Here is a 19,868-nt window from a genome sequence, read left to right as displayed (position 1 = left end):
CTCCGAAAGGCACACGCCGCCATGATGCTCCGCAATGCCGCTGGGCGCCGCGCCGTCGCGACCGCAGCCACCGCCGTCTCCCTGGCCCTCGCCCTCACCGCCTGTTCCGGCACCACGAAGGACAGCAAGGAGAGCGGGAACGCGAAGGCGGGCAGCTCCGCGAAGGCCGACCCGGACGCCCCGCTGAAGAAGGGGCTGAAGCTCGGCTTCCTGCCCAAGCAGATCAACAACCCGTACGAGAAGATCGTCGACGAGGCGGGTATCGCGGCGGCGAAGGAGTACGGCGGCACGGGCAAGGAGGTCGGCCCGTCCGACGCGAACGCCTCCTCGCAGGTCTCCTACATCAACACCCTGATCCAGCAGCGCCAGGACGCGATCCTCATCGCGGCGAACGACCCGAACGCGGTCTGCGGCCCGCTCAAGCAGGCCATGAAGAAGGACATCAAGGTCGTCGCCTACGACTCGGACACGGCGAAGGACTGCCGCCAGCTCTTCATCAACCAGGCCAGCTCGGAGGAGATCGGCCGCAGCCTGGTCCAGCACCTCGGCGAGCAGATCGGATACAAGGGCAAGGTCGCGATCCTGTCGGCGACCCAGAACGCGACGAACCAGAACACCTGGATCGAGTACATGAAGGAGGAGCTGAAGCTCCCCAAGTACAAGAACATGGAACTGGTCAAGGTCGCCTACGGTGACGACGCGGACCAGAAGTCCTTCCAGCAGACGCAGGGCCTCATGCAGGCCTACCCCGACCTCAAGGGCATCATCTCCCCCACCACGGTCGGCATCGCCGCCGCGGCGCGTTACCTGAGCGACTCCTCGTACAAGGGCAAGGTCGTGCTCAACGGCCTGGGCACGCCGAACCAGATGCGCAAGTACGTCAAGGACGGCACCGTCGAGCAGTTCTCGCTCTGGAACCCGGAGGAGCTCGGCTACCTCGGCTCGTACGCGGCCGCTGCGCTGGCGTCGGGGCAGATCACCGGTGCCGAGGGCGAGAAGTTCAAGGCGGGCAAGCTCGGCGAGTACACGGTCGGCAAGGACGGCGAGGTCATCCTCGGCGAGCCGACCGTCTTCGACGCCAAGAACATCGACACCTTCAACTTCTGACCGGAGGGGCCGGCTCCATGCAGCGCGTCTGCTTTCTGCTGAAGGTCCGTGAGGACCGCAAGGACGAGTACCGCGAGCGCCATGCCGCGGTGTGGCCGGACATGCTCGCCGCGCTGTCGGAGGCGGGCTGGCACAACTACTCGCTGTTCCTGCGCGACGACGGCCTGCTGGTCGGTTACCTGGAGACGGAGGACTTCGACGCGGCCCGGGAGGCGATGGCGGCGACCGAGGTCAACGCGCGGTGGCAGCGGGAGATGGGCGAGTTCTTCGAGCAGTCGGAGGCCGCCGACGAGGCCATGGTCCCGCTGACCGAGGTGTTCCACCTCACCTGACCGGTGTCCGCCCCGGCTGTCCGTGACAGCCGGGGCGGACGTACGTCGACAGCGGCGGGCCCGGCGGGGGGCGATCCCCTGCCGGGCCCGGGCGGCCGTGTCAGCCCAGTTCGCCCTCGCCCTCGCCGCCCGGCCGTTCGTCGCCGCCGCCGTTCCTGATCCGGTCGGCCTGCTCGATCGCCGTCGCGAGCTTCTCCACCGAGCTGTCCTCGGTGGAGGACGCCAGCTTCCGCGCGCGGCCTGCGAGTTCGCCGAGCGTGGGCGTCCCCCGCAGGTCACCGCCGCGCAGGGTGTCCGCGAAGTACGCGGCCACCGCGGTCACCTGGAGCCGCGCGCCGGCGTCGTCCCAGAGCCTTCCGTCGATCGCTCCGGTCCCGACCGACCCGGTCTCCTCGTGCGCCTCGCGTGTCTTCGGGTCCAGCCAGCGCACCGTCGCCGTCGCCACACGGCCGGAGGCGCCCTCACGGAGCCGCACGGCGTAGAGCGCGGTCACCGTGTGGCCGGGGCCCACCTCGCCGCCGTCGACGCTGTCGTCCCGGAAGTCCTCGTCGGCGACCTTGCGGTTCTCGTAGCCGATGAGCTCGAACTGCTTGACCGTCCTGCGGTCGAACGCCACCTGGGCCTTGGCGTCGCGGGCCCGGAGTTCGACGTGGGCGGGCAGCTGGTCGACGAAGACCTTCCTGGCCTGCGTCTCGTCGGCGATGTAGGTGGTGTTGCCGTCGCCCTTGTTGGTGAGGCGTTCCATCAGCTCGTCGCCGTAGTCGCTGCCGACACCGACGCCGAAGAGGGTGATGCCGTACTCCTTGCGTGCGTCCCCGATGCGTTCCAGGATCGCGTCGGCGTCCGTCTCACCGGTGTTGGCGAGCGCGTCGGAGAGCAGGACGACCCGGTTGGTGGCACCCTTGCGATGGCCCTCGACCGCCTCGTCGTAGCCGCGCCGTACGCCGGCCGCCACGTTCGTGGAGTCGGCTGGTTCCATCTCGGCGATGGCGTCGCGGACCTTCGTGCGGTTGCCCTGGAGGCGGGTCATCGGCAGCCGGGTCTCGGCCTCGTCGCTGAAGGTGACCAGGGATACGGAGTCGTCGTCGCGCAGTTCGTCGGCGAGGATGCCCAGTGAGGTCTTCGCGAGGTCGAGACGGCCCGGTTCGGACATCGATCCGGAGATGTCGACGACGAAGGTCAGCGCGGCGGGCGGGCGTTCGCCCGAGTCCGAGGCGGTCTTCGTCGCCAGCCCGACCCGCACGAGCGACCAGTCGGCGGCGTCGGTCCGTGCGCCGTCGACGTTCACCGAGAAGCCGTTGCCGTCGGGGCGCTCGTAGCCCTGGCGGAAGCTGTTGACGAACTCCTCCGGGCGCACCGTGCCTGCCGCCGGGAGCTGCCCGTCGCCCAGGGTGCGGCGCGCGTATCCGTAACTGGCGGTGTCCACGTCGAGGGCGAAGGTCGACAGGTAGTCGGGCGCCGCGCTCTCTCGCGCCGCACCGTCCTCCGCCGGCCCCGCCCCGTCCTCGTCCTGCCCGGGCCCGGCGGACGGGGCCCGCTCGCCCCCGGCCGGCCCGCCGCTGCCGGCGACGCCGCGGTCGGCGGTGGCGGAGTCGTTGCTCGTGCCCGGTCCGCTGCAACCGGTCACCAGGATCCCGCCCGCCAGGAGCAGTGCGAGCGCTCCCCTGTACGTCCTTGCCCTGCGGTCCATCCGTACCCCCCACGTCGTAGACATTCGTCAATGTGACGTGCGAGGGGGCCGGGCGGAGTCGTCAGAAGCGTTGCGGAACCGTCTCGATGGCGCAACGGCGGGCGGTGGCGTGGCGGAACATCAAGGTCAGGACACGATGTCCTTACGGCTGAACCCACGGAAGGCGAAGGCGAACAGGATCAGGGCATAGGTCACCGATACGGCCGCGCCCTTCACCATCCCGCCCCATGCGAGGTCGGGCTGGAGCGCGTCGGCCCAGGCGAACTGCCAGTGCGCGGGCAGGAACTCACGCCAGGTGCCCAGCGCGGTGACCGCGTCCAGGACGTTGCCGACGATGGTCAGCCCGACCGCGCCACCCACCGCGCCGAGCGGTGCGTCCGTCCTCGTCGACAGCCAGAACGCCAGCCCGGCGGTGACGAGCTGGGAGACGAAGATGAAGGCGACGACGAGCGCGAGGCGCGGCACGGTGTCCGATGTGGTGAGCGCACCCCCGGTGGGCAGCTTCAGCGGCCCCCAGCCGTACGCCGCTGCTCCCGCGCCGAGGGCGACGAGCGGCAGCAGCACCATCGCGGCGAGGCTGAAACCGAGCGCAACGACGAGCTTGCTCCACAGCAGCCTGGCCCGGGGGACGGGTGCCGCGAGCAGGTAGCGCAGCGAGGACCAGCTGGCCTCGGAGGCGACCGTGTCCCCGCAGAACAGTGCGACCGGCACCACGAGCAGGAAGCCGGCGGAGACGAAGAGACAGGTCGCCGCGAAGTTCGCGGCGGACTCCGTCGCCACGTCCATGAGGTTGATCCGCGAACCGCCTCCGCCGCCGCCGCCCTCGCCGCCGCCGGGGGTGCCGCCGACCGCGAAGGCGATGATCAGGACGAACGGCAGTGCTGCCAGCACCCCGAACATGAGCAGGGTGCGCCGCCTGCGCAGCTGCCTCATCGCCTCCACGCGCAGCGGCAGGGTGCGGCGGGCGTGGTAGCCGGGGGCTTCGGCGCGTGCCTGGATCTCAGTTGCGGAGCTCATGCGGATCCTTGGGAGATGAGGGTGAGGAACGCGTCCTCCAGGCGGCGGTGCGGCCCGACACCCGTCACCGGCACGTCGAGACGGACCAGTTCGGCGACCAGCTGTGCGGCCGTGGCGCCGTCGAGGCGGACCAGCAGGCCGTGGCCGTCGTCGAGGCGGACGGCGGAGCCGATGCCCGGCAGGGCCGCCACCTTGTCCACGAGCGGTTCGGCCACCTCGGCGCCCGTGGTGACGAGCAGCATGTCGCCGGAGCCGGTGATCTCGGCGACCGGGCCGGCCTGGACGAGCCGGCCCCGGTCCATGACCACCAGGTGGGTGCAGGACTGTTCGACCTCGGAGAGGAGGTGGCTGGAGACGATCACGGTCCGGCCCCCGGCCGCGTACCGGATCATCACGTCCCGCATCTCGCGGATCTGGGGCGGGTCGAGACCGTTGGTCGGTTCGTCGAGGATGAGGAGGTCCGGCATGCCGAGCATGGCCTGGGCGATCGCGAGCCGCTGCCGCATGCCCTGGGAGTACGTGCGCACGGCGCGGGCCAGGGCGTCGCCGAGTCCGGCGATCTCCAGGGCCTCGTCGATGTGGGCGTCCTCGGCGGGCCGCCCGGTGGCCTGCCAGTACAGCTCCAGGTTGGAGCGGCCGGACAGGTGCGGGAGGAAGCCGGCGCCCTCGACGAAGGAGCCGACGCGGGACAGCACGGGCGCGCCGGGGCGGATCGCGTGCCCGAAGACGCGGATCTCACCGGCGTCGGGGGTGATGAGCCCCATCAGCATGCGCAGGGTGGTGGTCTTGCCGGCGCCGTTCGGTCCGAGCAGGCCGAGGACCTGCCCCTTCTCGACGCGGAAGCCGAGGTCCCGTACGGCGTACCGGTCCGAGGACTTCGCGTACTTCTTGGACAGGTCCGCGATCTGCAGCGGCACGTCGGCCAGCGACGGGTCGGGGGCGGGGGTCGTGCTGCGCCGGCGTGCGGTGAGCAGGACGGCGGCGGCGATGACGAGCCCGGCGGCCGGAAGCCCCCAGGTCCACCAGGGCAGCGTGGCCGCGGCGGTCTTCACGGCGGGTGCCGTGGGGACGGTCATGGGCCCGTCGAGGGAGACGGTGTACGTCGCGGGCTCGGCGGGAGAGGCGTAGGCGAGGTCGGTCGCGGAGAGGACGAGGCGGAGGCTGTGCCCGGCCTCGACCTCGTGGTCGACGGCGGGCAGGGTCAGCTCGACCGGCTTGCCCTGCTCCTCGGGGGTGATCCGGTAGGGGGAGACGAGCTGGGAGGGCAGGACCTGCTGCTTCCCGTCCGGCGAGACGTCGTAGACCTTGCCGAACAGCACGGCGTCGCCGTGGTCCGCCTTCACGTTCACGCGGACGGTCGGCGACCCGGTGACGTGTGCGGCGCTGTCCAGCGGGGCGGAGTCGAAGCGGGCGTACTGCCCGGGGAAGTCGAGGGAGAACCCGACGCCGAGCGAGGACAGCTGGGAGAGCCCGCCTCCGACGCCGGGGACGGCGGAGATGGAGGGCGGGTTGGCGCCGGCGGGGTTGCGGAAGGTCTGCGTGAGGCCCCCGGCCGGGGCGTTCTGTCCGCCGGTGGTCGCGGGCTGCCGGCCGGCGCCGGTGAGGGAGATCTTCCGCCCGCCGCTGTGCAGGCCGGGGTAGGTGTCGCTGCTCGCACCGCGCTTCAGGGCGGCACCGTCGGTGGAGTCGACGCCGCCGGTCCGGGTCACACGGAAGCCGGGCCCGGTGCCGGCGCCCTTGTCGTCCTTCAGGTAACGGTCGAACCAGTCACCGACCCGGCCCTGGAGGCGGTCGCCCTCGTCGTCCCCTCCATCGTGTCCGCCCGCGATCCAGTCGACGGACACGGGCGCGCCGTTGGCCTTGACGGCCTTGGCCATGGCGTCGGCCTGGCCGAGCGGGAAGAGCGAGTCGCTCTGGCCCTGCATGATGAGCGCGGGTACGTCGATCCGGTCTGCCACGGCCTCAGGGGAACGTTCCGTCAGGAGTTTCCGCGCGGCGGCGTCCGGCTTGCCGCTGACGGCGACCCGCTCGTACATCTCGCACAGCTGCTTCTGGAACTTCTGGCAGCCTCCGCCGGAGCTGACGAAGATCCCGGCCCAGAGCTTCTTGAAGACCCCGTCCGGGAAGAGCGCGTCGGCGAGGTTCCAGTAGCTGATCACCGGTGCGATGGCGTCGACCCGGTCGTCGTGCCCGGCGGCCAGCAGCGACACGGCACCACCGTACGAGGCGCCGGTGACACCGACGCGCGGGTCGCCCTTCGCGTCGAGCTGCACCTCGGGCCGGCCGGCCAGCCAGTCGATGAGGCCGGAGACGTCCTTGACCTCGCCGCCGGGGGCGTTGAGCGTGATCTCCCCGCTCGTCCTCCCGAATCCGCGGGCGGACCACGTCATGACGGCGTATCCGTCGGCGGCCAGCTTCTCGGCCTGGGCGCGCACGTCGTTCTTGCTGCCGCCGAAGCCGTGCCCGATGAGGACGGCGGGCCGGGGCCGTGTGCCCCCGGAGGTGAAGTACGACGTGTCGACCGACACCCCGTTCATCTTCATCATCCGGTCCTGCCGGTGCACGGTCGGGGGGCTGTCGTCGGCGACGGCGGTCCAGGTACCGGCCCCCACGAGCACGGCGAGGGCGGCGGCCACCGCGGCCCACCGGCCTGGGGTACGGGGCAGCCGGTGCCGCCACCGGGAAGTCGGTTTCTCCATGACTCGACCCTAAACGGAGCGCACGGTGCGCCAGGATGCCCCCAGGGGGAGCTCCCCGGCCTCCCTGAGAGGTACGGCACACCCCGCCCGTACTCCGCACGCGGTACTCCTCACGCGCGAAAGGCCCATAAGTGAACATCCGTCCCGCCACCACCATCGCCGAGCTCCTCGCCGCCGCGCATCTCTACGACGCCGAGCCCCGCCCCGAGTGGGCGGCCCGCTTCCTGGCGGCGGAGAGCCATCTGATGCTGATCGCGTACGTGGACGGTGTCCCCGCCGGATTCGTGTCGGGCATCGAGATGCTGCATCCGGACAAGGGCACGGAGATGTGCCTGTACGAGCTCTCCGTCGACGAGGCGTACCGCCGCCGCGGCATCGGCCGGGCGCTGACGGAGGCCCTGGCGGCGGAGGCCCGGGGGCGGGGGTGTTACGACATGTGGGTGGGGGTGGAGCGCGACAACGAGGCGGCACTCGCCACCTACCGCTCGGCGGGAGCGGCGGACGACGGCGCATTCGCCATGCTGACCTGGGAGTTCGGCGGTACGGACGCTCCCGGCCCGGCCTGAGCACGGACACCCGCCCCTGACGAAGGTCGCATACGGCCCCTGCCGTTCGGCCCGGGTGCCCGGCCCACTGCCGCTCGTACGTTCGGCGGCATGACGAACCCACATTCCCGGGCCGCCCGCCTGCTCCGCGCGGCAGCCCTTCTGGCGTCGGCCGGCGGCGCCGTCGCGCTCCTGTCACCGGGTGGGCTCGGCCGGGCCGAGCCCACCGAGGTGACCCAGGGTGCCTCCGTGTCCGCGTACCGGTCACTGACGGCGGCGGTCGCGGACGCGCCCGACCGGCTGGCCCATCTCCTCGAGCCGGTCACCGAGCTCACCCTGGTCGCCCTGGGCCTGTTGCTGCTCCTGCTCGGCTGGACGGCCGTACGCCGCAGGGACGCACGCCTGGCTGCCGGAGCCGTCCTGGCCGGCGCCGGGGTCGTCGTGGCATACGCCGTCAGTGAGGCGCTGAAACTGGTGGTCGACGAGGAACGCCCCTGCCGGGCCGTGCCGGGGGCCGAGGCGGTGGCCGCGTGCCCGGAGGCCGGCGACTGGTCGTTCCCCAGCAACCACGCCACGCTGGCCGCCGCCCTGGCGACGGGGCTTGCGATCCGGCGGCCTCGTCTGGCCGCCGTGACCGTGCCGTTGGCCGTGGCGGCGGCGCTGCTGCGTGTCCTGACAGGGGTCCACTACCCGCACGACGTACTGGCCGGCTCGCTGCTGGGCGCGGCCGTGGTGGCCGCGCTCCTGATCGTGGCGCAGCAGCCGGTGGAGCGTGCCGCGTCAGCCGTTCTCCGTCGTGTGGGCGGGCACGACACCCGCCTCATGGGCCACGACGGCGGCGGCGGCCCGGTTCTCCACCCCGAGGCGGGACAGGACGGAGCTGACATGCGCCTTGACGGTCCCCTCCACCACGTGGAGCCGCCGGGCGATCTGCCCGTTGGACAGTCCGCTGCCGAGGAACGACAGCACCTCGCGTTCCCTGGGGGTCAGCCCGGCGACCTTCTCCCGGGCGGCGGTCCGGCGCCCGGCCCGGTCACCGGCTCCGCCGGACGCGAGGTGCGCGACCACGCGCGCGGCGACCTTCGGTGACAGATAGGCGGCGCCGTCGGCCACCGCCCGTACGCCCGCGAGGAGTTCCTCGGGCTCACCCGACTTGATCAGGAAGCCGACGGCCCCGCAGCCGAGCGCCCGGAGGATGTAGTCGTCCTCACCGAACGTCGTGAGCATGATGACGCCCGTGGCGGGAACGGTCCGGCTGATCTCCGCCGCGGCGTCGATGCCGTCGGTCCTCGGCATCCGTACGTCGAGCACGGCCACGTCGGGGCGGTGGAGCCGCACGAGCTCCACCGCCTCGTGTCCGTCGCCCGCCTCGGCGACGATCTCGATGTCCGGGTCGGTGGACAGCACGGCCCGGACACCGGCCCGGATCATCGGCTCGTCGTCGGCGATCAGCACCCTGGTCATCGCGCGCTCACCCGGCCAGGGCGTCGAGCGAGACCAGCGTGTCGTCGCGGAAGCAGAGCCGGTAGGCGTCCCCGGACCGGCTGTCGAAACGGTCGGCCGTCATCGCGTAGTACTCGCACGTCACTCCTCGTCCCTCGGGCCGCTCGCCACCGGAGGGCCGGTGGACCGACTGGCGGTCCGGCAGCACCCGCTGCACCTCCGCACGATCCTGCCCCACCCGGAGTCGGGTGTAGTCGCCCGGATCGAGGGTCGACCGTGCCGCTGACACCATGTCCCACCCCGTCACCACGGCGCTCAGGACGGCGCCCGCGCACAGCGGGACCAGGAGCGCGGTGGCCAGGGTGCGGCGGACGCGCCGCCGTACGGTGTGGAACTGGGCCGGAGACCCGTCCTCGGGCCGGGCTGCCCGGGCCGGTGCGGGACGGTCCGTCAGGCGGTGCGGCAACCGGGCGGACACGACGAAGCCGCCGTCGTCCCGGGGCCCGTGTTCGAAGGTCCCGCCGGCGAGCCGGACCCGTTCGTCGAGCCCGATGAGCCCGCGGCCCCCCTGGCCGGGTGGCCGTCCGGCCGGGGCCTTCGCGGCGCCGTTGACCACGACCACCTCGGACTCGTTCTCGGTATGCCTGACCTGGACGGTTGTCGCCGCTCGGGGAGCGTGCCTGGCCACGTTGGTCAACGCTTCCTGCACCACCCGGTGCACGGCCCGTGCGACGGCGGGAGGAAGCCCGTCCGCCTCTCCGTCCACCCGCAGTTCGACCCTCAGCCCGGACTCGGCCGCATCGCCGACCAGTTCGGTCAGCTCCCTCCCGTGCGGCCGCAACGGCGGAGGTTCCGAGCTGTCACTCAGGACGCCGACCACTTCGCCCAGGCGCTCGACCGCCGTGGCCGCCCGTGCCCTGATGTCCTTGGCGGCCCGCCGCTGCTGCTCGTCGAGCCCAGGTGCGAGCTGGAGCGCGCCCGCCGACAGGGCGATCAGGCTCAGGTCATGGCCGAGCACGTCGTGCATGTCCTGCGCGATGCGGGCCCGCTCGGCCAGCCGGGCCTGTTCTGCGGTCAACTTCCGCTCTCGTTCCAGCCGTTCGGCTCTGTCCCAGCCGGCCCGGACCAGCTCCTGGTACTGCCGCCAGAACCGTCCTGCGAACCAGGGCAGCAGGACCCCCAGGACCATCACCCCGACGAACCGGGTACCGAGCGCCAACAGGGGCGGCACCAGCGAGACGGCCACCAGACCGGCGGCGAGCACGGCGGCCAGGGAACAGAGCACCGCTCCGGTACGCCCGGGGCCGCGCCCCGCAAGGAACGCGGCGACGACGGTCGGCACGGCCCACCAGGGACTCGCCAGGCTCAGTCCCCCGAACACGGCCACAGCCGCGGACACCAGGACCACCGCCACACGTTCCCCGCTCACGTTCCCGCGCGGAATCAGGTTCAGGTTCACCGGCCCGACGGTACGGAATTTGGGGTCCGGCCGGCACTGCCGAAAGTCATAGTGCTCACGGGGTGGTGGCAACCGGCCGCGGAGCGCTGAGATCGAGCGGGGTCTCCACCGGCAGCAGGACGGCGGCCTTCTCCCGCTCCCCCGCCCGGACCGCCGCATGCACCTCGCGGGCCAGGGGCGTGACATCGCGTACGGACACGGTCCACTCGTCGGCGTACCGCCGGGCGGCCTCCCCGGAGAGTCCGAGCTGGAGCGAGCGGTACGGGAGCGGGTTCAGGTCGAGATCGCGCTCGGGGTCCCACTGGACGCGTGCGGGGGCGGACCGCAGCGCCCGCTTCCACGCACCCTGGTCCTCGTGCACATCCCTTACGTAGTGGGAGAGTTCGGCGTTCTCCAGCGCCCAGGCGAAGCCGTCGCGAGTGATCTCGACGGCGAGCACGGTCTCCTGGCCTTCCTTCGTACCCCAGCCGCAGCGGTACATCATCCACAGGAAGCTCGGCTTGATCCAGGTCATGCGGTCGCGCTTCCAGGCCGACGGGAAGCGCCCGTCACGGGCGGCGGGCAGTCCGATGGCCGGCCGGTAGGCCTGGTACACGGTGACGGTGGACTCGGTGTGCTGCGCACGGATCTCGTAACGGGGCGGGTGTGTCCGGTCGTTCATAGGCCCCAGGATGCGGGATCCCGGCGCGTGACAGCACCTGGTTTTCGCTAGGGGTCACGGCCTCGCGGACATGCCGGCGGCTCCTTCCCGCTGCGGGTGACCTCGACAATGTCTGCGGTGTGCGACCGAACTCGTCGAGAACCGCGACGACAGCGGCAGCGTCACCATCCTGATCGGCCCCAACCGCGTCCGAGCCGAGCGGAAGAGACCGGATCCGTTCCGGAACTCCCCTACCTGGAAGGCGTTCTCATGACCCGCACCACCCCGCCACGTCCCCTCGACGTAGAAGCGGTCTTCCCTGCTCTGGCAGCCCACCGGCGCACAGCCACACGCCTGCACCCCCGTCACGGCTCTCCCGGGGCCCAGGAAAGCTCGGTGGCGGGCCCTCTGCTGTGGCCGGCCGGCGAACCTTGGCCGGTGTGCACCGCCGTGCACCCGAAGGGCACGGGCCACCTGCTCTCCGACGTGCGGCAGCTCCGCCGGATCCAGAGGGACGCCCGGGGGCGGGAGTACACCGCCGAGGAACAGCGCCTGGTCGATGGAATGACCGAGGGCAATCACCTCCCGGAACTTCAGGACGACGCCCCACTGCCGATGCTGGCCGTTGCCCAGCTGTACGCACACGAGATTCCCGATCTCGTGGGACCCGAGGGCCACGACCTGCTGCAGGTCTTCTGGTGCCCCTTCGAGGTGCACGGCGCCGACCGCACGATCGACGTCGTACTGAAGTGGCGACGGTCCACCGATGTCGGCGCCGTACTCATGCCTCAGCCCGAACCTCCCGTGGTCGGCCGGAAGGAATGCGTGCCGAACACGTGCGTAGTACACCCCGAGCGCGTCGTGGAGCACGAGTACCTCGGCCTGCTGGAGGAGGAACTCCAGGAGGCGATCGACGAGTGGGAGGAGGCGCGCCTCGACGAGGACGAGGCGGACGAATACAACTCCGCTGCACCAGCAAGCTACGCGACGTATGAGGAGTACGCAGAGGCGATGGCCGCAGCCGAAGCTGCCGAGCCCGAGCAGATCAACTACATGAGCGATCTGTCGATCGCCCCTGGCTGGAAGGTCGGCGGCTTTGCTTCATGGCACCTGACCGACCCCGCTTCGGTCGACTGCGAGGTGTGCGGGGCTGCGATGCCGCCCCTGCTCACCGTGGCCATGTGGGAGTGTGACGGGGCCTCACGCAGCTGGCTGCCGATCGAGGACCGGGACGCCGGAAATGCCCGACACGTGACCAACCCGACATACGTCTACCTCGGCCGCGGCCTGATGCGCGTGCACACCTGCCCGGCCGATCCCGCCCATCCGCACCGCCTGAGCTTCCAGTAACCGCTACGGCCGCAATTCCGGCACCGGACACACCGCGGGCCACCGGTCCAGGACGGCGCGGCGCAAGTCCGCCGCGAGAGCCCCGAGATGGCGCAGGTCTCCGTCTCCCGAGGTCATGCCGGCGACCACCCCCAGCCGGTGGGCGAGGCGTTGGCGGGCGGTCGCCGTGCCCCAGGTCCAGTCCTCGTCCGGGACGCGGGCCAGGTGGTCGGTGCTGTCTCGGTGGGCCCGCTCGACCAGGGCGTCGCCCCGGATCAGCCAGCCCGCGCAGGCGTCGGCGAGGCCTGTGTCCGGCAGCGCTGTGCCGGTCTCGGTGTGCCAGGCCGTGCGGTAGGCGGCCTCCGCCCGCTCCAGCAGGGGCCCGGACGCCCTCGTGACGCACCAGCAGGTCGGGAATCCGATGCGGAGGTAGGCGAGTTCCATCAGGCCGCTGCCCAGGGACGCCTGCTCGAAGTCGACGAACCTGACCCCGTCCGGGGTGTGCAGGTCGTTGCCGGGGCACGGGTCGCCGTGGAGGAGCGCGGTCCCTTCCGCCCGGCCGAGACGCTCCACGAGGGCGTGGAGCTCGTCCCGTACGCCCGATGGCGCGACGACCCCGAGGGTCTCGGCCAGGGTGAGGAACGACGTGACGTCGGCACCGGTCGGCCCCTGCCAGCGGGGCAGGGCGCCCGCGTCGCCGGGACGGGCTGTGCTGTGCAGCCGCGCGAGGGCGGCCGCGTAGTCGACGATCCAGTCGGCGGGCGGCCGCCGGTCGTCGAGGTGCTCGATGACCAGGACCCGCTCGGCCGGATCGGTGCCGAGGAGCGCGGGCACGACCGGGGTGCCGGATGCCCGGGCGCCGATGCGCAGGGCGGCCACCTCGCGGGCGTACCGCGCGTCGGCCTCGGGGCCCGCCACCAGCTGCTTCAGCACCGCCGGGCGTCCGGACAGCTCGATGCGCCAGACGCGGGAACGCGGGCTGCTCTCCAGGGCGGACGGGTGTGCGGGCGGGCCCAGACGGCCCCTCAGGGCCTCGCCGAACGGAAGCTGCGACGCCGTCACCATGCGGTCAGTCTTCCAGTCGGCGAGCGCCCGCGTCCGACGTGTCAGTGATTGCGGGGGAAGCCGAGGTCGACGCCCGCCGGGGCGTCGGCCGGGTCGGGCCAGCGGGTGGTGACGACCTTGCCCCGGGTGTAGAAGTGCACGCCGTCGTTGCCGTAGATGTGGTGGTCGCCGAAGAGGGAGTCCTTCCAGCCGCCGAAGGAGTGGTAGCCGACGGGCACCGGGATCGGGACGTTGACGCCGACCATGCCGGCCTCGATCTCCAGCTGGAAGCGGCGGGCCGCTCCGCCGTCACGGGTGAAGATCGCGGTGCCGTTGCCGAAGGGCGAGGCGTTCATGAGGGCGACGCCGTCCTCGTACGTCTCGACGCGCAGGACGCACAGGACGGGGCCGAAGATCTCGTCGCGGTAGGCGTCGGAGTCCGTGGAGACGTTGTCCAGCAGGGACAGGCCGATCCAGTGGCCGTCCTCGAAGCCCTCGACCGTGTGGCCGGTGCCGTCGAGGACGACGTCGGCGCCCTGCGCGGCGGCGCCGGTGACGTACGAGGCGACCTTGTCGCGGTGGGCGGCGGTGATCAGCGGGCCCATCTCGGAGGTGGGGTCAGCGCCGGGGCCGATCTTGATCTTCTCGGCGCGCTCACGGATCTTCGCGACCAGCTCGTCAGCGACGGAGTTCACGGCGACGACCGCGGAGATGGCCATGCAGCGCTCGCCCGCCGAGCCGTACGCGGCCGAGACGGCGGCGTCGGCCGCGGCGTCCAGGTCGGCGTCCGGGAGGACCAGCATGTGGTTCTTCGCGCCGCCGAGCGCCTGGACGCGCTTGCCGTTGGCGGAGGCGGTGGCGTGGATGTACCGGGCGATGGGGGTGGAGCCGACGAAGGAGACGGCGGCGACGTCGGGGTGGGCGAGGAGGCCGTCCACGGCGACCTTGTCACCGTGCAGGACGTTCAGCACGCCGTCGGGCAGGCCCGCCTCGGCGGCGAGCTCCGCCAGCAGGTTGGCGGCCGACGGGTCCTTCTCGCTGGGCTTGAGGACGAAGGTGTTCCCGCACGCGATCGCCAGCGGGAACATCCACATCGGCACCATGGCCGGGAAGTTGAACGGGGTGATGCCCGCGACGACGCCGAGCGGCTGCCGGATCGAGGAGACGTCGACCCGGCTGGAGACCTGGGTCGAAAGCTCGCCCTTGAGCTGGGTGGTGATGCCGCAGGCCAGCTCGACGATCTCCAGGCCTCGGGCGACCTCACCCAGCGCGTCGGAGTGCACCTTGCCGTGCTCGGCGGTGATCAGCGCGGCGATCTCGTCGCGGTGGGAGTCCAGCAGGGCGCGGTAGCGGAAGAGGACGGCGGTACGGGCAGAGAGCGAGGAGGTGCCCCATGTCGTGTACGCGGTCCTCGCCGCGGACACCGCGGCGTCGACCTCCTCGGTGGAGGCGAGCGCCACCTGGGTCGTGACGGCGCCGGTCGCCGGGTCGGTGACCGGACCGTGGTTGCCCGACGTGCCCTCGACGGTCTTGCCACCGATCCAGTGGTTGACGGTCTTCATGACGGGGTCTCCTTCACAGGTGGCGGCGTCGGGCTGCGATCTGCCGGTCGTACTCTTTCCTGGCCTCGACCGCCGACGGGCGGGTCGCGGTTTCGGCTACCGGAACATCCCACCACGCCTGCGCCGGGGGAGGCCCCGACACTGTGTCTGCCGTTTCGGTCTCGACGTAGACACAAGTGGGACGGTCCGCGCCGCGCGCCTCGGCGAGGGCCCGGCGCAGCTCCCCCACCGATCCGGCACGCAGTACGTCCATGCCCAGCGAGGCCGCGTTGGCGGCGAGGTCGACGGGCAGCGGGGTGCCGGTGAACGCCCCGTCCTCGGTGCGGTGCCGGTAGGCGGTGCCGAAGCGTTCGGCGCCCACGGACTCGGAGAGGCCGCCGATGGACGCGTATCCGTGGTTCTGCAGGATGACGAGCTTGACGGGCAGGCCCTCCTGCACGGCGGTGACGATCTCGGTGGGGTTCATCAGATACGTGCCGTCGCCGACGAGCGCCCAGACGGGCCGGCCGGGCGCCGCGAGCTGGACGCCGATGGCGGCGGGGATCTCGTATCCCATGCAGGAGTAGCCGTATTCGACGTGGTACTGGCGCGGGGAGCGGGTCCGCCACAGCTTGTGGAGGTCGCCGGGGAGGGAGCCCGCCGCGTTGATCAGGATGTCGTCCTCGGTGACCAGCTCGTCCAGCAGCCCGAGGACCTGGGCCTGGGTGGGGCGGGCGTCCGGGTCGCCGGTGGCGAAGGCCGCGTCGACGCGGACCTCCCAGCGGTCCTTGGCGTCGGTGTACTCGCTCTCGTAGGCGGGGGCGACGCGGTGCCCGCGTGCGCCGAGGGCCTCAGCGAGGGCTTCGATCCCGGTGCGGGCGTCACCGACGAGGGGGAGGGCGGCGAGCTTGTGCGCGTCGAAGCCGGTGATGTTGAGGTTGAGGAAGCGGACGGCCGGGTCCGCGAAGAGGGTGCCGGACGCGGTCGTGAAGTCGGTGTAGCGGGTGCCGATCCCGATCACCAGGTCGGCCTCGCGGGCCAGCGCGTCCGCCGTGGCGGTGCCGGTGTGGCCGATGCCGCCCACGTCGGCGGGGTGGTCGTGGCGCAGGGAGCCCTTGCCGGCCTGGGTGGAGGCGACGGGGATGCGGGTGGCGGCGGCGAACGCGGCGAGGGTCTCCTCGGCGGCGCTGTGGTGGACGCCGCCGCCCGCGACGATCAGGGGGCGCCGTGCGACGCGCACCGCGCGGACGGCCTGTTCGAGTTCGTACGGGTCGGGGGCGGGCCTGCGTACGTTCCAGACGCGTGTCGCGAAGAACTCCGCCGGCCAGTCGTACGCCTCCGCCTGGACGTCCTGCGGCAGCGCGAGCGTGACGGCACCCGTCTCCGCCGGGTCGGCGAGGGTGCGCATGGCCTGTAGGGCGGCCGGGATCAGCGCCTCGGGGCGGGTGATCCGGTCGAAGTAACGGGAGACGGGACGCAGGCAGTCGTTGACCGATACGTCACCCGTGTGGGGCACTTCGAGCTGCTGGAGCACGGGGTCGGCGGGCCGGGTCGCGAAGGTGTCGCCGGGCAGGAGCAGCACGGGTAGATGGTTGACGGTGGCGAGCGCGGCACCGGTGACGAGGTTGGTGGCGCCGGGGCCGATGGAGGTGGTGACGGCGTGGGCGGAGAGCCGGCCCGACTGGCGGGCGTATCCGACGGCGGCGTGCACCATGGCCTGTTCGCTGCGGCCCTGGAGATACGGCATCGCCGGGCCGGCCTCGACGAGTGCCTGTCCGACCCCCGCGACGTTGCCGTGGCCGAAGATGCCCCAGGTGGCGTGGATCAGGCGGTGGCGCCGGCCGTCGCGCTCGGTGTACTGGCGGGCGAGGAAGGCGACGAGCGCCTGGGCGGTGGTGAGCCTGCGGGTGGGCTTGGCCGCGGCGCGGGGCGTGCTGCGGGGTGTGGTCACCGGGCGCCTCCCGTGCCGTGGAGCGGCAGCCGTGGGTCGACGGGCTGCGTGGGCCAGGTGTCGCGGATCCAGCGGTGGTCCGGGTGGTCGCTGATCAGCCACTCGCGCTGCTCGCCAGGGCCGGCCATCACGTTCAGGTAGTACAGGGTGCGGCCGGGCGGGGCGATGGACGGGCCGTGCCAGCCGTCGGGGATGAGGACGGCGTCACCCGTGGCGACCTCGGCGAGGACGTCCGTGCCTCCGGGGCGGGACGGCGACACCCGGTGGTAGCCGAGGCCTTCGCCCTCGACCTCGAAGTAGTAGATCTCCTCGAGCACCGACTCGGTGCCGGGGTGGTGCTCGTCATGCTTGTGCGGGGGGTACGAGGACCAGTTCCCGCCGGGGGTGAGGACCTCGACGGCGATGAGCCGGTCGCAGTCGAAGGTGTCGGCGGCGGCGAAGTTGTTCACCTGGCGCGAGCAGGCACCGGCGCCGCGGAGCTCGACCGGTACCTCCGGCGCGGGGCCGTAGCGAGCGGGGAGTCGTCGCTCGCACTTCGCTCCTGCCAGGGCGAAGCGGCCTCCTGCGCCGGAGGCGATCTGGGCGCGGGCGTCGCGTGGGACATAGGCGAAGTCGGTCGCCGCGCTGAACACGTCTTTCCTGCCCAGCAGTTCAAAGATCTCACCTGCTGCCTGCACCGTACAGCCACCGGACAACGGCAGGATGATCCATTCGCTCTCCCCGGTTACCAGGGTGTGAACACCACCTGGTTCGAGCTCCAGGACGCGCAGACTCGACCGTTCCCACCCGGCGCGCTCCGGGTCGATGTCGAGGGCGTAGGGGCCGCGTGCTCCGCGGCCGGCCCTGAGGTGGTACCTCTGCTGCTCGTCGGTCGTCGTCATGGCTCCATCCCTACCCGTCGTCCCGCCCGTTCACAGGCACCCGTGGCCGGGTGCGTTCACAGCAGCCCCACGGCCGTGTCGACCGCCCCGGCCACGTCCCCGTCGGCGGGGTAGAGCAGCGAGCGCCCGACCACCAGCCCCTGGACGGTCGGCAGCCGCAGCGCGCCGCGCCATTTCTCGTACGCCGTGTCGGGGTCCCCCGTGACCTCGCCGCCGAGCAGGACGGCGGGGAGGGTCGAGGCCCGCATCACCCGCTCCATGTCGTCGGGGTCGTCGGTGACGGGGACCTTGAGCCAGGTGTACGCGGATGTCCCGCCCAGGCCCGAGGCGATGGCGATGGAGGTGGTGACGGCGGTGGCGCCCAGGTCGGTGCGGAGCCCCGCAGGGGTGCGGTGGCAGAGGAACGGCTCGATGAAGACCGGCAGCCGGAGGGCGGCCATCTCGTCCACGGCACGGGCGGCGGTGTGCAGCGTGTCCAGGGAGCCCGGGTCGTCGTGGTCGATCCTCAGCAGGAGTTTGCCCGCGTCGTAGCCGTGGCGGGAGAGGTCGGCGGGGCGGTGGCCGGTGAAGCGGTCGTCGAGCTCGAAGGCCGCGCCCGCGAGCCCGCCGCGGTTCATGGAGCCGAGGACGACCTTGCTCTCCAGCGCGCCGAGGAGGAGCAGGTCCTCCAGGACGTCCGCGCCCGCGAGCACTCCGTCGACGCCGGGGCGGGCGAGGGCGAGGCAGAGGCGTTCCAGGAGGTCGAAGCGGTCGGCCATGGCCAGGTCGTCGTCGCCGACGGCGAGGGCGCCGCGGGCCGGGTGATCCGCCGCGATGATCATCAGGCGTCCGGTGGGGCCGAGGAGGGGGCGCCTGCGGCGGGCGGCGGCGGCCTCGGCGACGGCTTCGGGGCGGTGGGCGCGGAGCCGGACGAGATCGGCGACGCCGGCCGCGGCGGGCGGGGTCACGGGGTGGCTCCCGCGGCCCCTGAGGCTCCTGAATCTCCCGAGGCGCCCGCGACCCCCGAGGCTCTCCTCGCTTCCGTGGCCGGGCCGGCCGTGCCTTCGGTGAGGACCTGTTGGACCTCGTGCGGGAAGGGCATCGCGGACGAACAGGCGAGGCGGGAGGCGACGATGGCTCCGGCCGCGTTGGCGTAGCGCATGATGTGCGCCGTGTCCCAGCCGGCGAGGAGGCCGTGGCAGAGGGCGCCGCCGAAGGCGTCCCCGGCGCCCAGGCCGTTGACGACGTCGACGGGCAGGGGCGGGATCTCGGCGGTGGTGCCGTCGCGGTGGACGGCGAGGACGCCGTCGGGCCCCTGTTTGACGACGGCGAGTTCGGGCCCGGCGTCGAGCAGGGCGCGGGCGGCCGCGTGCGGGTCGCGCTCTCCGGTGGCGATCTCGCACTCGTCGAGGTTGCCGACGGCGACCGTGGCGTGGGCGAGTGCCTCGCGGTAGTGGGCGCGGGCGGCTCCGTCGTCTCCGTCGTCCTCCTCGCCCCAGAACATGGGGCGCCAGTCGAGGTCGAAGACCGTGGCACGCGGTTGGGCCGGCGCGTCCGGCGGAGCTGCCGCGCCACGGGCGCGGAGCGCGGTGAGGGTCGCGGTGCGGCTGGGTTCGGCGCAGAGCCCGGTGCCGGTCATCCAGAAGACGCGGGCCGCCCGCACCGCGTCCAGGTCGAGGTCGTCGCTGTGGATCTCCAGGTCGGGCGCTTTGGGCTGCCGGTAGAAGTAGAGCGGGAAGTGGTCCGGCGGGAAGATCTCGCAGAAGGTGACCGGGGTCGGATACTCCGCCACGGCGCTCACCCACCGGTCGTCCACCCCGAACTCCCTCAGCGCCTGGTGGAGATAGTCGCCGAACGCGTCCCGGCCGGTCCGGGTGATCACAGCCGTGCGCCGCCCCAGCCGGGCTGCCGCCACCGCCACGTTGGACGGGGAGCCGCCGAGGAACTTCCCGAAGGTCTCGACCCGGGCCAGCGGTACACCGGTCTGCAACGGGTAGATGTCCACCCCGATCCGCCCCATGGTGATCACGTCGTACGGCTCAGGCATACGCATCCCTTCGACCCGTCGCTCCGGCCCGGTACGTCGTCCCGGGAGGCGGCCACGGCCGGACGGCCGCTCCCAGGTCTAGCCCTCGCCCGGAGCCCTGTCAACACTTTGTCCGGACATTCGGACGAACTCTTGACACTCCTCCCCGAGGGCTGGAGGGTGGG

General features: G+C 72.2%; 17 protein-coding genes and 1 pseudogene. 5 read left to right on the top strand and 13 right to left on the bottom strand.

All coding sequences use genetic code 11. The annotated features are described in order from the left end of the window. The first annotated feature begins 21 nt into the window (after positions 1-21). The gene (rhaS, locus tag ACIQM3_RS13925; RefSeq protein WP_401623467.1) at positions 22-1,107 is read left to right on the top strand and encodes a rhamnose ABC transporter substrate-binding protein; all 1,086 of its coding nucleotides are present in this window, start codon (positions 22-24) and stop codon (positions 1,105-1,107) included. 17 nt (positions 1,108-1,124) lie between these two features. Continuing rightward, positions 1,125-1,439 (top strand): L-rhamnose mutarotase, encoded by a 315-nt coding sequence (locus ACIQM3_RS13920; RefSeq protein WP_401623465.1) that lies wholly within the window; start codon positions 1,125-1,127, stop codon positions 1,437-1,439. Positions 1,440-1,539: 100 nt separating this feature from the next. On the opposite strand, the gene ACIQM3_RS13915 is transcribed toward ACIQM3_RS13920, so the two are convergent. The 3 genes from ACIQM3_RS13915 to ACIQM3_RS13905 all read right to left on the bottom strand — a co-directional run bounded on the left by ACIQM3_RS13915 (position 1,540) and on the right by ACIQM3_RS13905 (position 6,845). Then, entirely contained in the window at positions 1,540-3,129 is a 1,590-nt protein-coding gene (locus ACIQM3_RS13915) for a von Willebrand factor type A domain-containing protein (RefSeq protein ID WP_401624348.1), read from the bottom strand. Between the two features lie 126 nt (positions 3,130-3,255). After that, entirely contained in the window at positions 3,256-4,146 is an 891-nt protein-coding gene (locus ACIQM3_RS13910; protein WP_401623463.1) for an ABC transporter permease, read from the bottom strand. Then, on the bottom strand, positions 4,143-6,845 hold the full coding sequence (locus tag ACIQM3_RS13905) for an alpha/beta fold hydrolase (RefSeq protein WP_401623461.1): 2,703 nt from the start codon (positions 6,843-6,845) through the stop codon (positions 4,143-4,145). The genes ACIQM3_RS13910 and ACIQM3_RS13905 overlap by 4 nt, the downstream gene beginning before the upstream one ends. A gap of 131 nt (positions 6,846-6,976) precedes the next feature. Here ACIQM3_RS13905 and ACIQM3_RS13900 point away from each other — a divergent pair, with 131 nt between their 5' ends. Continuing rightward, complete coding sequence (locus tag ACIQM3_RS13900; RefSeq protein ID WP_401623459.1) at positions 6,977-7,411, top strand: GNAT family N-acetyltransferase; 435 nt, start codon at positions 6,977-6,979, stop codon at positions 7,409-7,411. Between the two features lie 243 nt (positions 7,412-7,654). Here the strand turns inward: ACIQM3_RS13900 and ACIQM3_RS13895 are convergent, their stop codons facing one another. After that, the gene (locus ACIQM3_RS13895; RefSeq protein WP_401624387.1) at positions 7,655-7,960 is read right to left on the bottom strand and encodes a hypothetical protein; all 306 of its coding nucleotides are present in this window, start codon (positions 7,958-7,960) and stop codon (positions 7,655-7,657) included. Here ACIQM3_RS13895 and ACIQM3_RS13890 point away from each other — a divergent pair. Next, positions 7,865-8,089: pseudogene (locus tag ACIQM3_RS13890) on the top strand (phosphatase PAP2 family protein); the annotation flags it as partial. The gene ACIQM3_RS13895 and the pseudogene ACIQM3_RS13890 sit on opposite strands and share 96 nt — an antisense overlap. An 81-nt stretch (positions 8,090-8,170) precedes the next feature. Here ACIQM3_RS13890 and ACIQM3_RS13885 read toward each other — a convergent pair. From ACIQM3_RS13885 to ACIQM3_RS13875, 3 genes are read right to left on the bottom strand one after another with little or no spacing between them, the layout of a single operon-like run. Next, the gene (locus tag ACIQM3_RS13885; protein ID WP_401623457.1) at positions 8,171-8,854 is read right to left on the bottom strand and encodes a response regulator; all 684 of its coding nucleotides are present in this window, start codon (positions 8,852-8,854) and stop codon (positions 8,171-8,173) included. Between the two features lie 7 nt (positions 8,855-8,861). Continuing rightward, complete coding sequence (locus tag ACIQM3_RS13880; RefSeq protein ID WP_401623455.1) at positions 8,862-10,292, bottom strand: sensor histidine kinase; 1,431 nt, start codon at positions 10,290-10,292, stop codon at positions 8,862-8,864. Between the two features lie 55 nt (positions 10,293-10,347). Continuing rightward, positions 10,348-10,953 carry a DUF4291 domain-containing protein gene (locus tag ACIQM3_RS13875; protein WP_401623453.1) on the bottom strand — a complete coding sequence of 202 codons (606 nt, stop codon included), beginning with the start codon at positions 10,951-10,953 and terminating at the stop codon, positions 10,348-10,350. 375 nt (positions 10,954-11,328) lie between these two features. Here ACIQM3_RS13875 and ACIQM3_RS13870 point away from each other — a divergent pair, with 375 nt between their 5' ends. Beyond that, positions 11,329-12,282 (top strand): hypothetical protein, encoded by a 954-nt coding sequence (locus tag ACIQM3_RS13870; RefSeq protein ID WP_401623452.1) that lies wholly within the window; start codon positions 11,329-11,331, stop codon positions 12,280-12,282. 3 nt (positions 12,283-12,285) lie between these two features. Here the strand turns inward: ACIQM3_RS13870 and ACIQM3_RS13865 are convergent, their stop codons facing one another. Genes ACIQM3_RS13865 through iolC form a run of 6 tightly spaced genes read right to left on the bottom strand, consistent with a single transcriptional unit; the run spans position 12,286 to position 19,704 of the window. After that, positions 12,286-13,326: a phosphotransferase family protein gene (locus tag ACIQM3_RS13865; RefSeq protein ID WP_401623450.1), complete on the bottom strand. Its 1,041-nt coding sequence runs from the start codon at positions 13,324-13,326 to the stop codon at positions 12,286-12,288. A gap of 41 nt (positions 13,327-13,367) precedes the next feature. Beyond that, positions 13,368-14,867, bottom strand: a complete 1,500-nt coding sequence (locus tag ACIQM3_RS13860; RefSeq protein ID WP_401623448.1) for a CoA-acylating methylmalonate-semialdehyde dehydrogenase — start codon at positions 14,865-14,867, stop codon at positions 13,368-13,370. 13 nt (positions 14,868-14,880) lie between these two features. Then, entirely contained in the window at positions 14,881-16,797 is a 1,917-nt protein-coding gene (iolD, locus tag ACIQM3_RS13855) for a 3D-(3,5/4)-trihydroxycyclohexane-1,2-dione acylhydrolase (decyclizing) (RefSeq protein WP_401623446.1), read from the bottom strand. Next, complete coding sequence (iolB, locus tag ACIQM3_RS13850) at positions 16,794-17,678, bottom strand: 5-deoxy-glucuronate isomerase (RefSeq protein WP_401623444.1); 885 nt, start codon at positions 17,676-17,678, stop codon at positions 16,794-16,796. Before iolB ends, iolD begins: the two co-directional genes overlap by 4 nt. Positions 17,679-17,734: 56 nt before the next feature. Beyond that, positions 17,735-18,625: a deoxyribose-phosphate aldolase gene (locus tag ACIQM3_RS13845; protein WP_401623442.1), complete on the bottom strand. Its 891-nt coding sequence runs from the start codon at positions 18,623-18,625 to the stop codon at positions 17,735-17,737. Next, positions 18,622-19,704, bottom strand: coding sequence for a 5-dehydro-2-deoxygluconokinase (gene iolC, locus ACIQM3_RS13840; protein ID WP_401623440.1), 1,083 nt, complete (start codon positions 19,702-19,704; stop codon positions 18,622-18,624). The genes ACIQM3_RS13845 and iolC overlap by 4 nt, the downstream gene beginning before the upstream one ends. Between the last annotated feature and the right edge of the window lie 164 nt (positions 19,705-19,868).

The organism is Streptomyces sp. NPDC091271, from assembly GCF_044757505.1.
GTDB lineage: Bacteria > Actinomycetota > Actinomycetes > Streptomycetales > Streptomycetaceae > Streptomyces.
Note: the sequence above shows the minus strand (reverse complement) of the source record. Positions and strands in the feature narration are given on the sequence as shown.

Bases quoted from the DNA above. Each gene is read 5' to 3' on its own strand.
- rhaS (WP_401623467.1), top strand. From the start codon at position 22: ATGATGCTCCGCAATGCCGCTGGGCGCCGCGCCGTCGCGACCGCAGCC.
- ACIQM3_RS13920 (WP_401623465.1), top strand. From the start codon at position 1,125: ATGCAGCGCGTCTGCTTTCTGCTGAAGGTCCGTGAGGACCGCAAGGAC.
- ACIQM3_RS13915 (WP_401624348.1), bottom strand. From the start codon at position 3,129: ATGGACCGCAGGGCAAGGACGTACAGGGGAGCGCTCGCACTGCTCCTG.
- ACIQM3_RS13910 (WP_401623463.1), bottom strand. From the start codon at position 4,146: ATGAGCTCCGCAACTGAGATCCAGGCACGCGCCGAAGCCCCCGGCTAC.
- ACIQM3_RS13905 (WP_401623461.1), bottom strand. From the start codon at position 6,845: ATGGAGAAACCGACTTCCCGGTGGCGGCACCGGCTGCCCCGTACCCCA.
- ACIQM3_RS13885 (WP_401623457.1), bottom strand. From the start codon at position 8,854: ATGACCAGGGTGCTGATCGCCGACGACGAGCCGATGATCCGGGCCGGT.
- ACIQM3_RS13875 (WP_401623453.1), bottom strand. From the start codon at position 10,953: ATGAACGACCGGACACACCCGCCCCGTTACGAGATCCGTGCGCAGCAC.
- ACIQM3_RS13865 (WP_401623450.1), bottom strand. From the start codon at position 13,326: ATGGTGACGGCGTCGCAGCTTCCGTTCGGCGAGGCCCTGAGGGGCCGT.
- ACIQM3_RS13860 (WP_401623448.1), bottom strand. From the start codon at position 14,867: ATGAAGACCGTCAACCACTGGATCGGTGGCAAGACCGTCGAGGGCACG.
- iolB (WP_401623444.1), bottom strand. From the start codon at position 17,678: ATGACGACGACCGACGAGCAGCAGAGGTACCACCTCAGGGCCGGCCGC.
- iolC (WP_401623440.1), bottom strand. From the start codon at position 19,704: ATGCCTGAGCCGTACGACGTGATCACCATGGGGCGGATCGGGGTGGAC.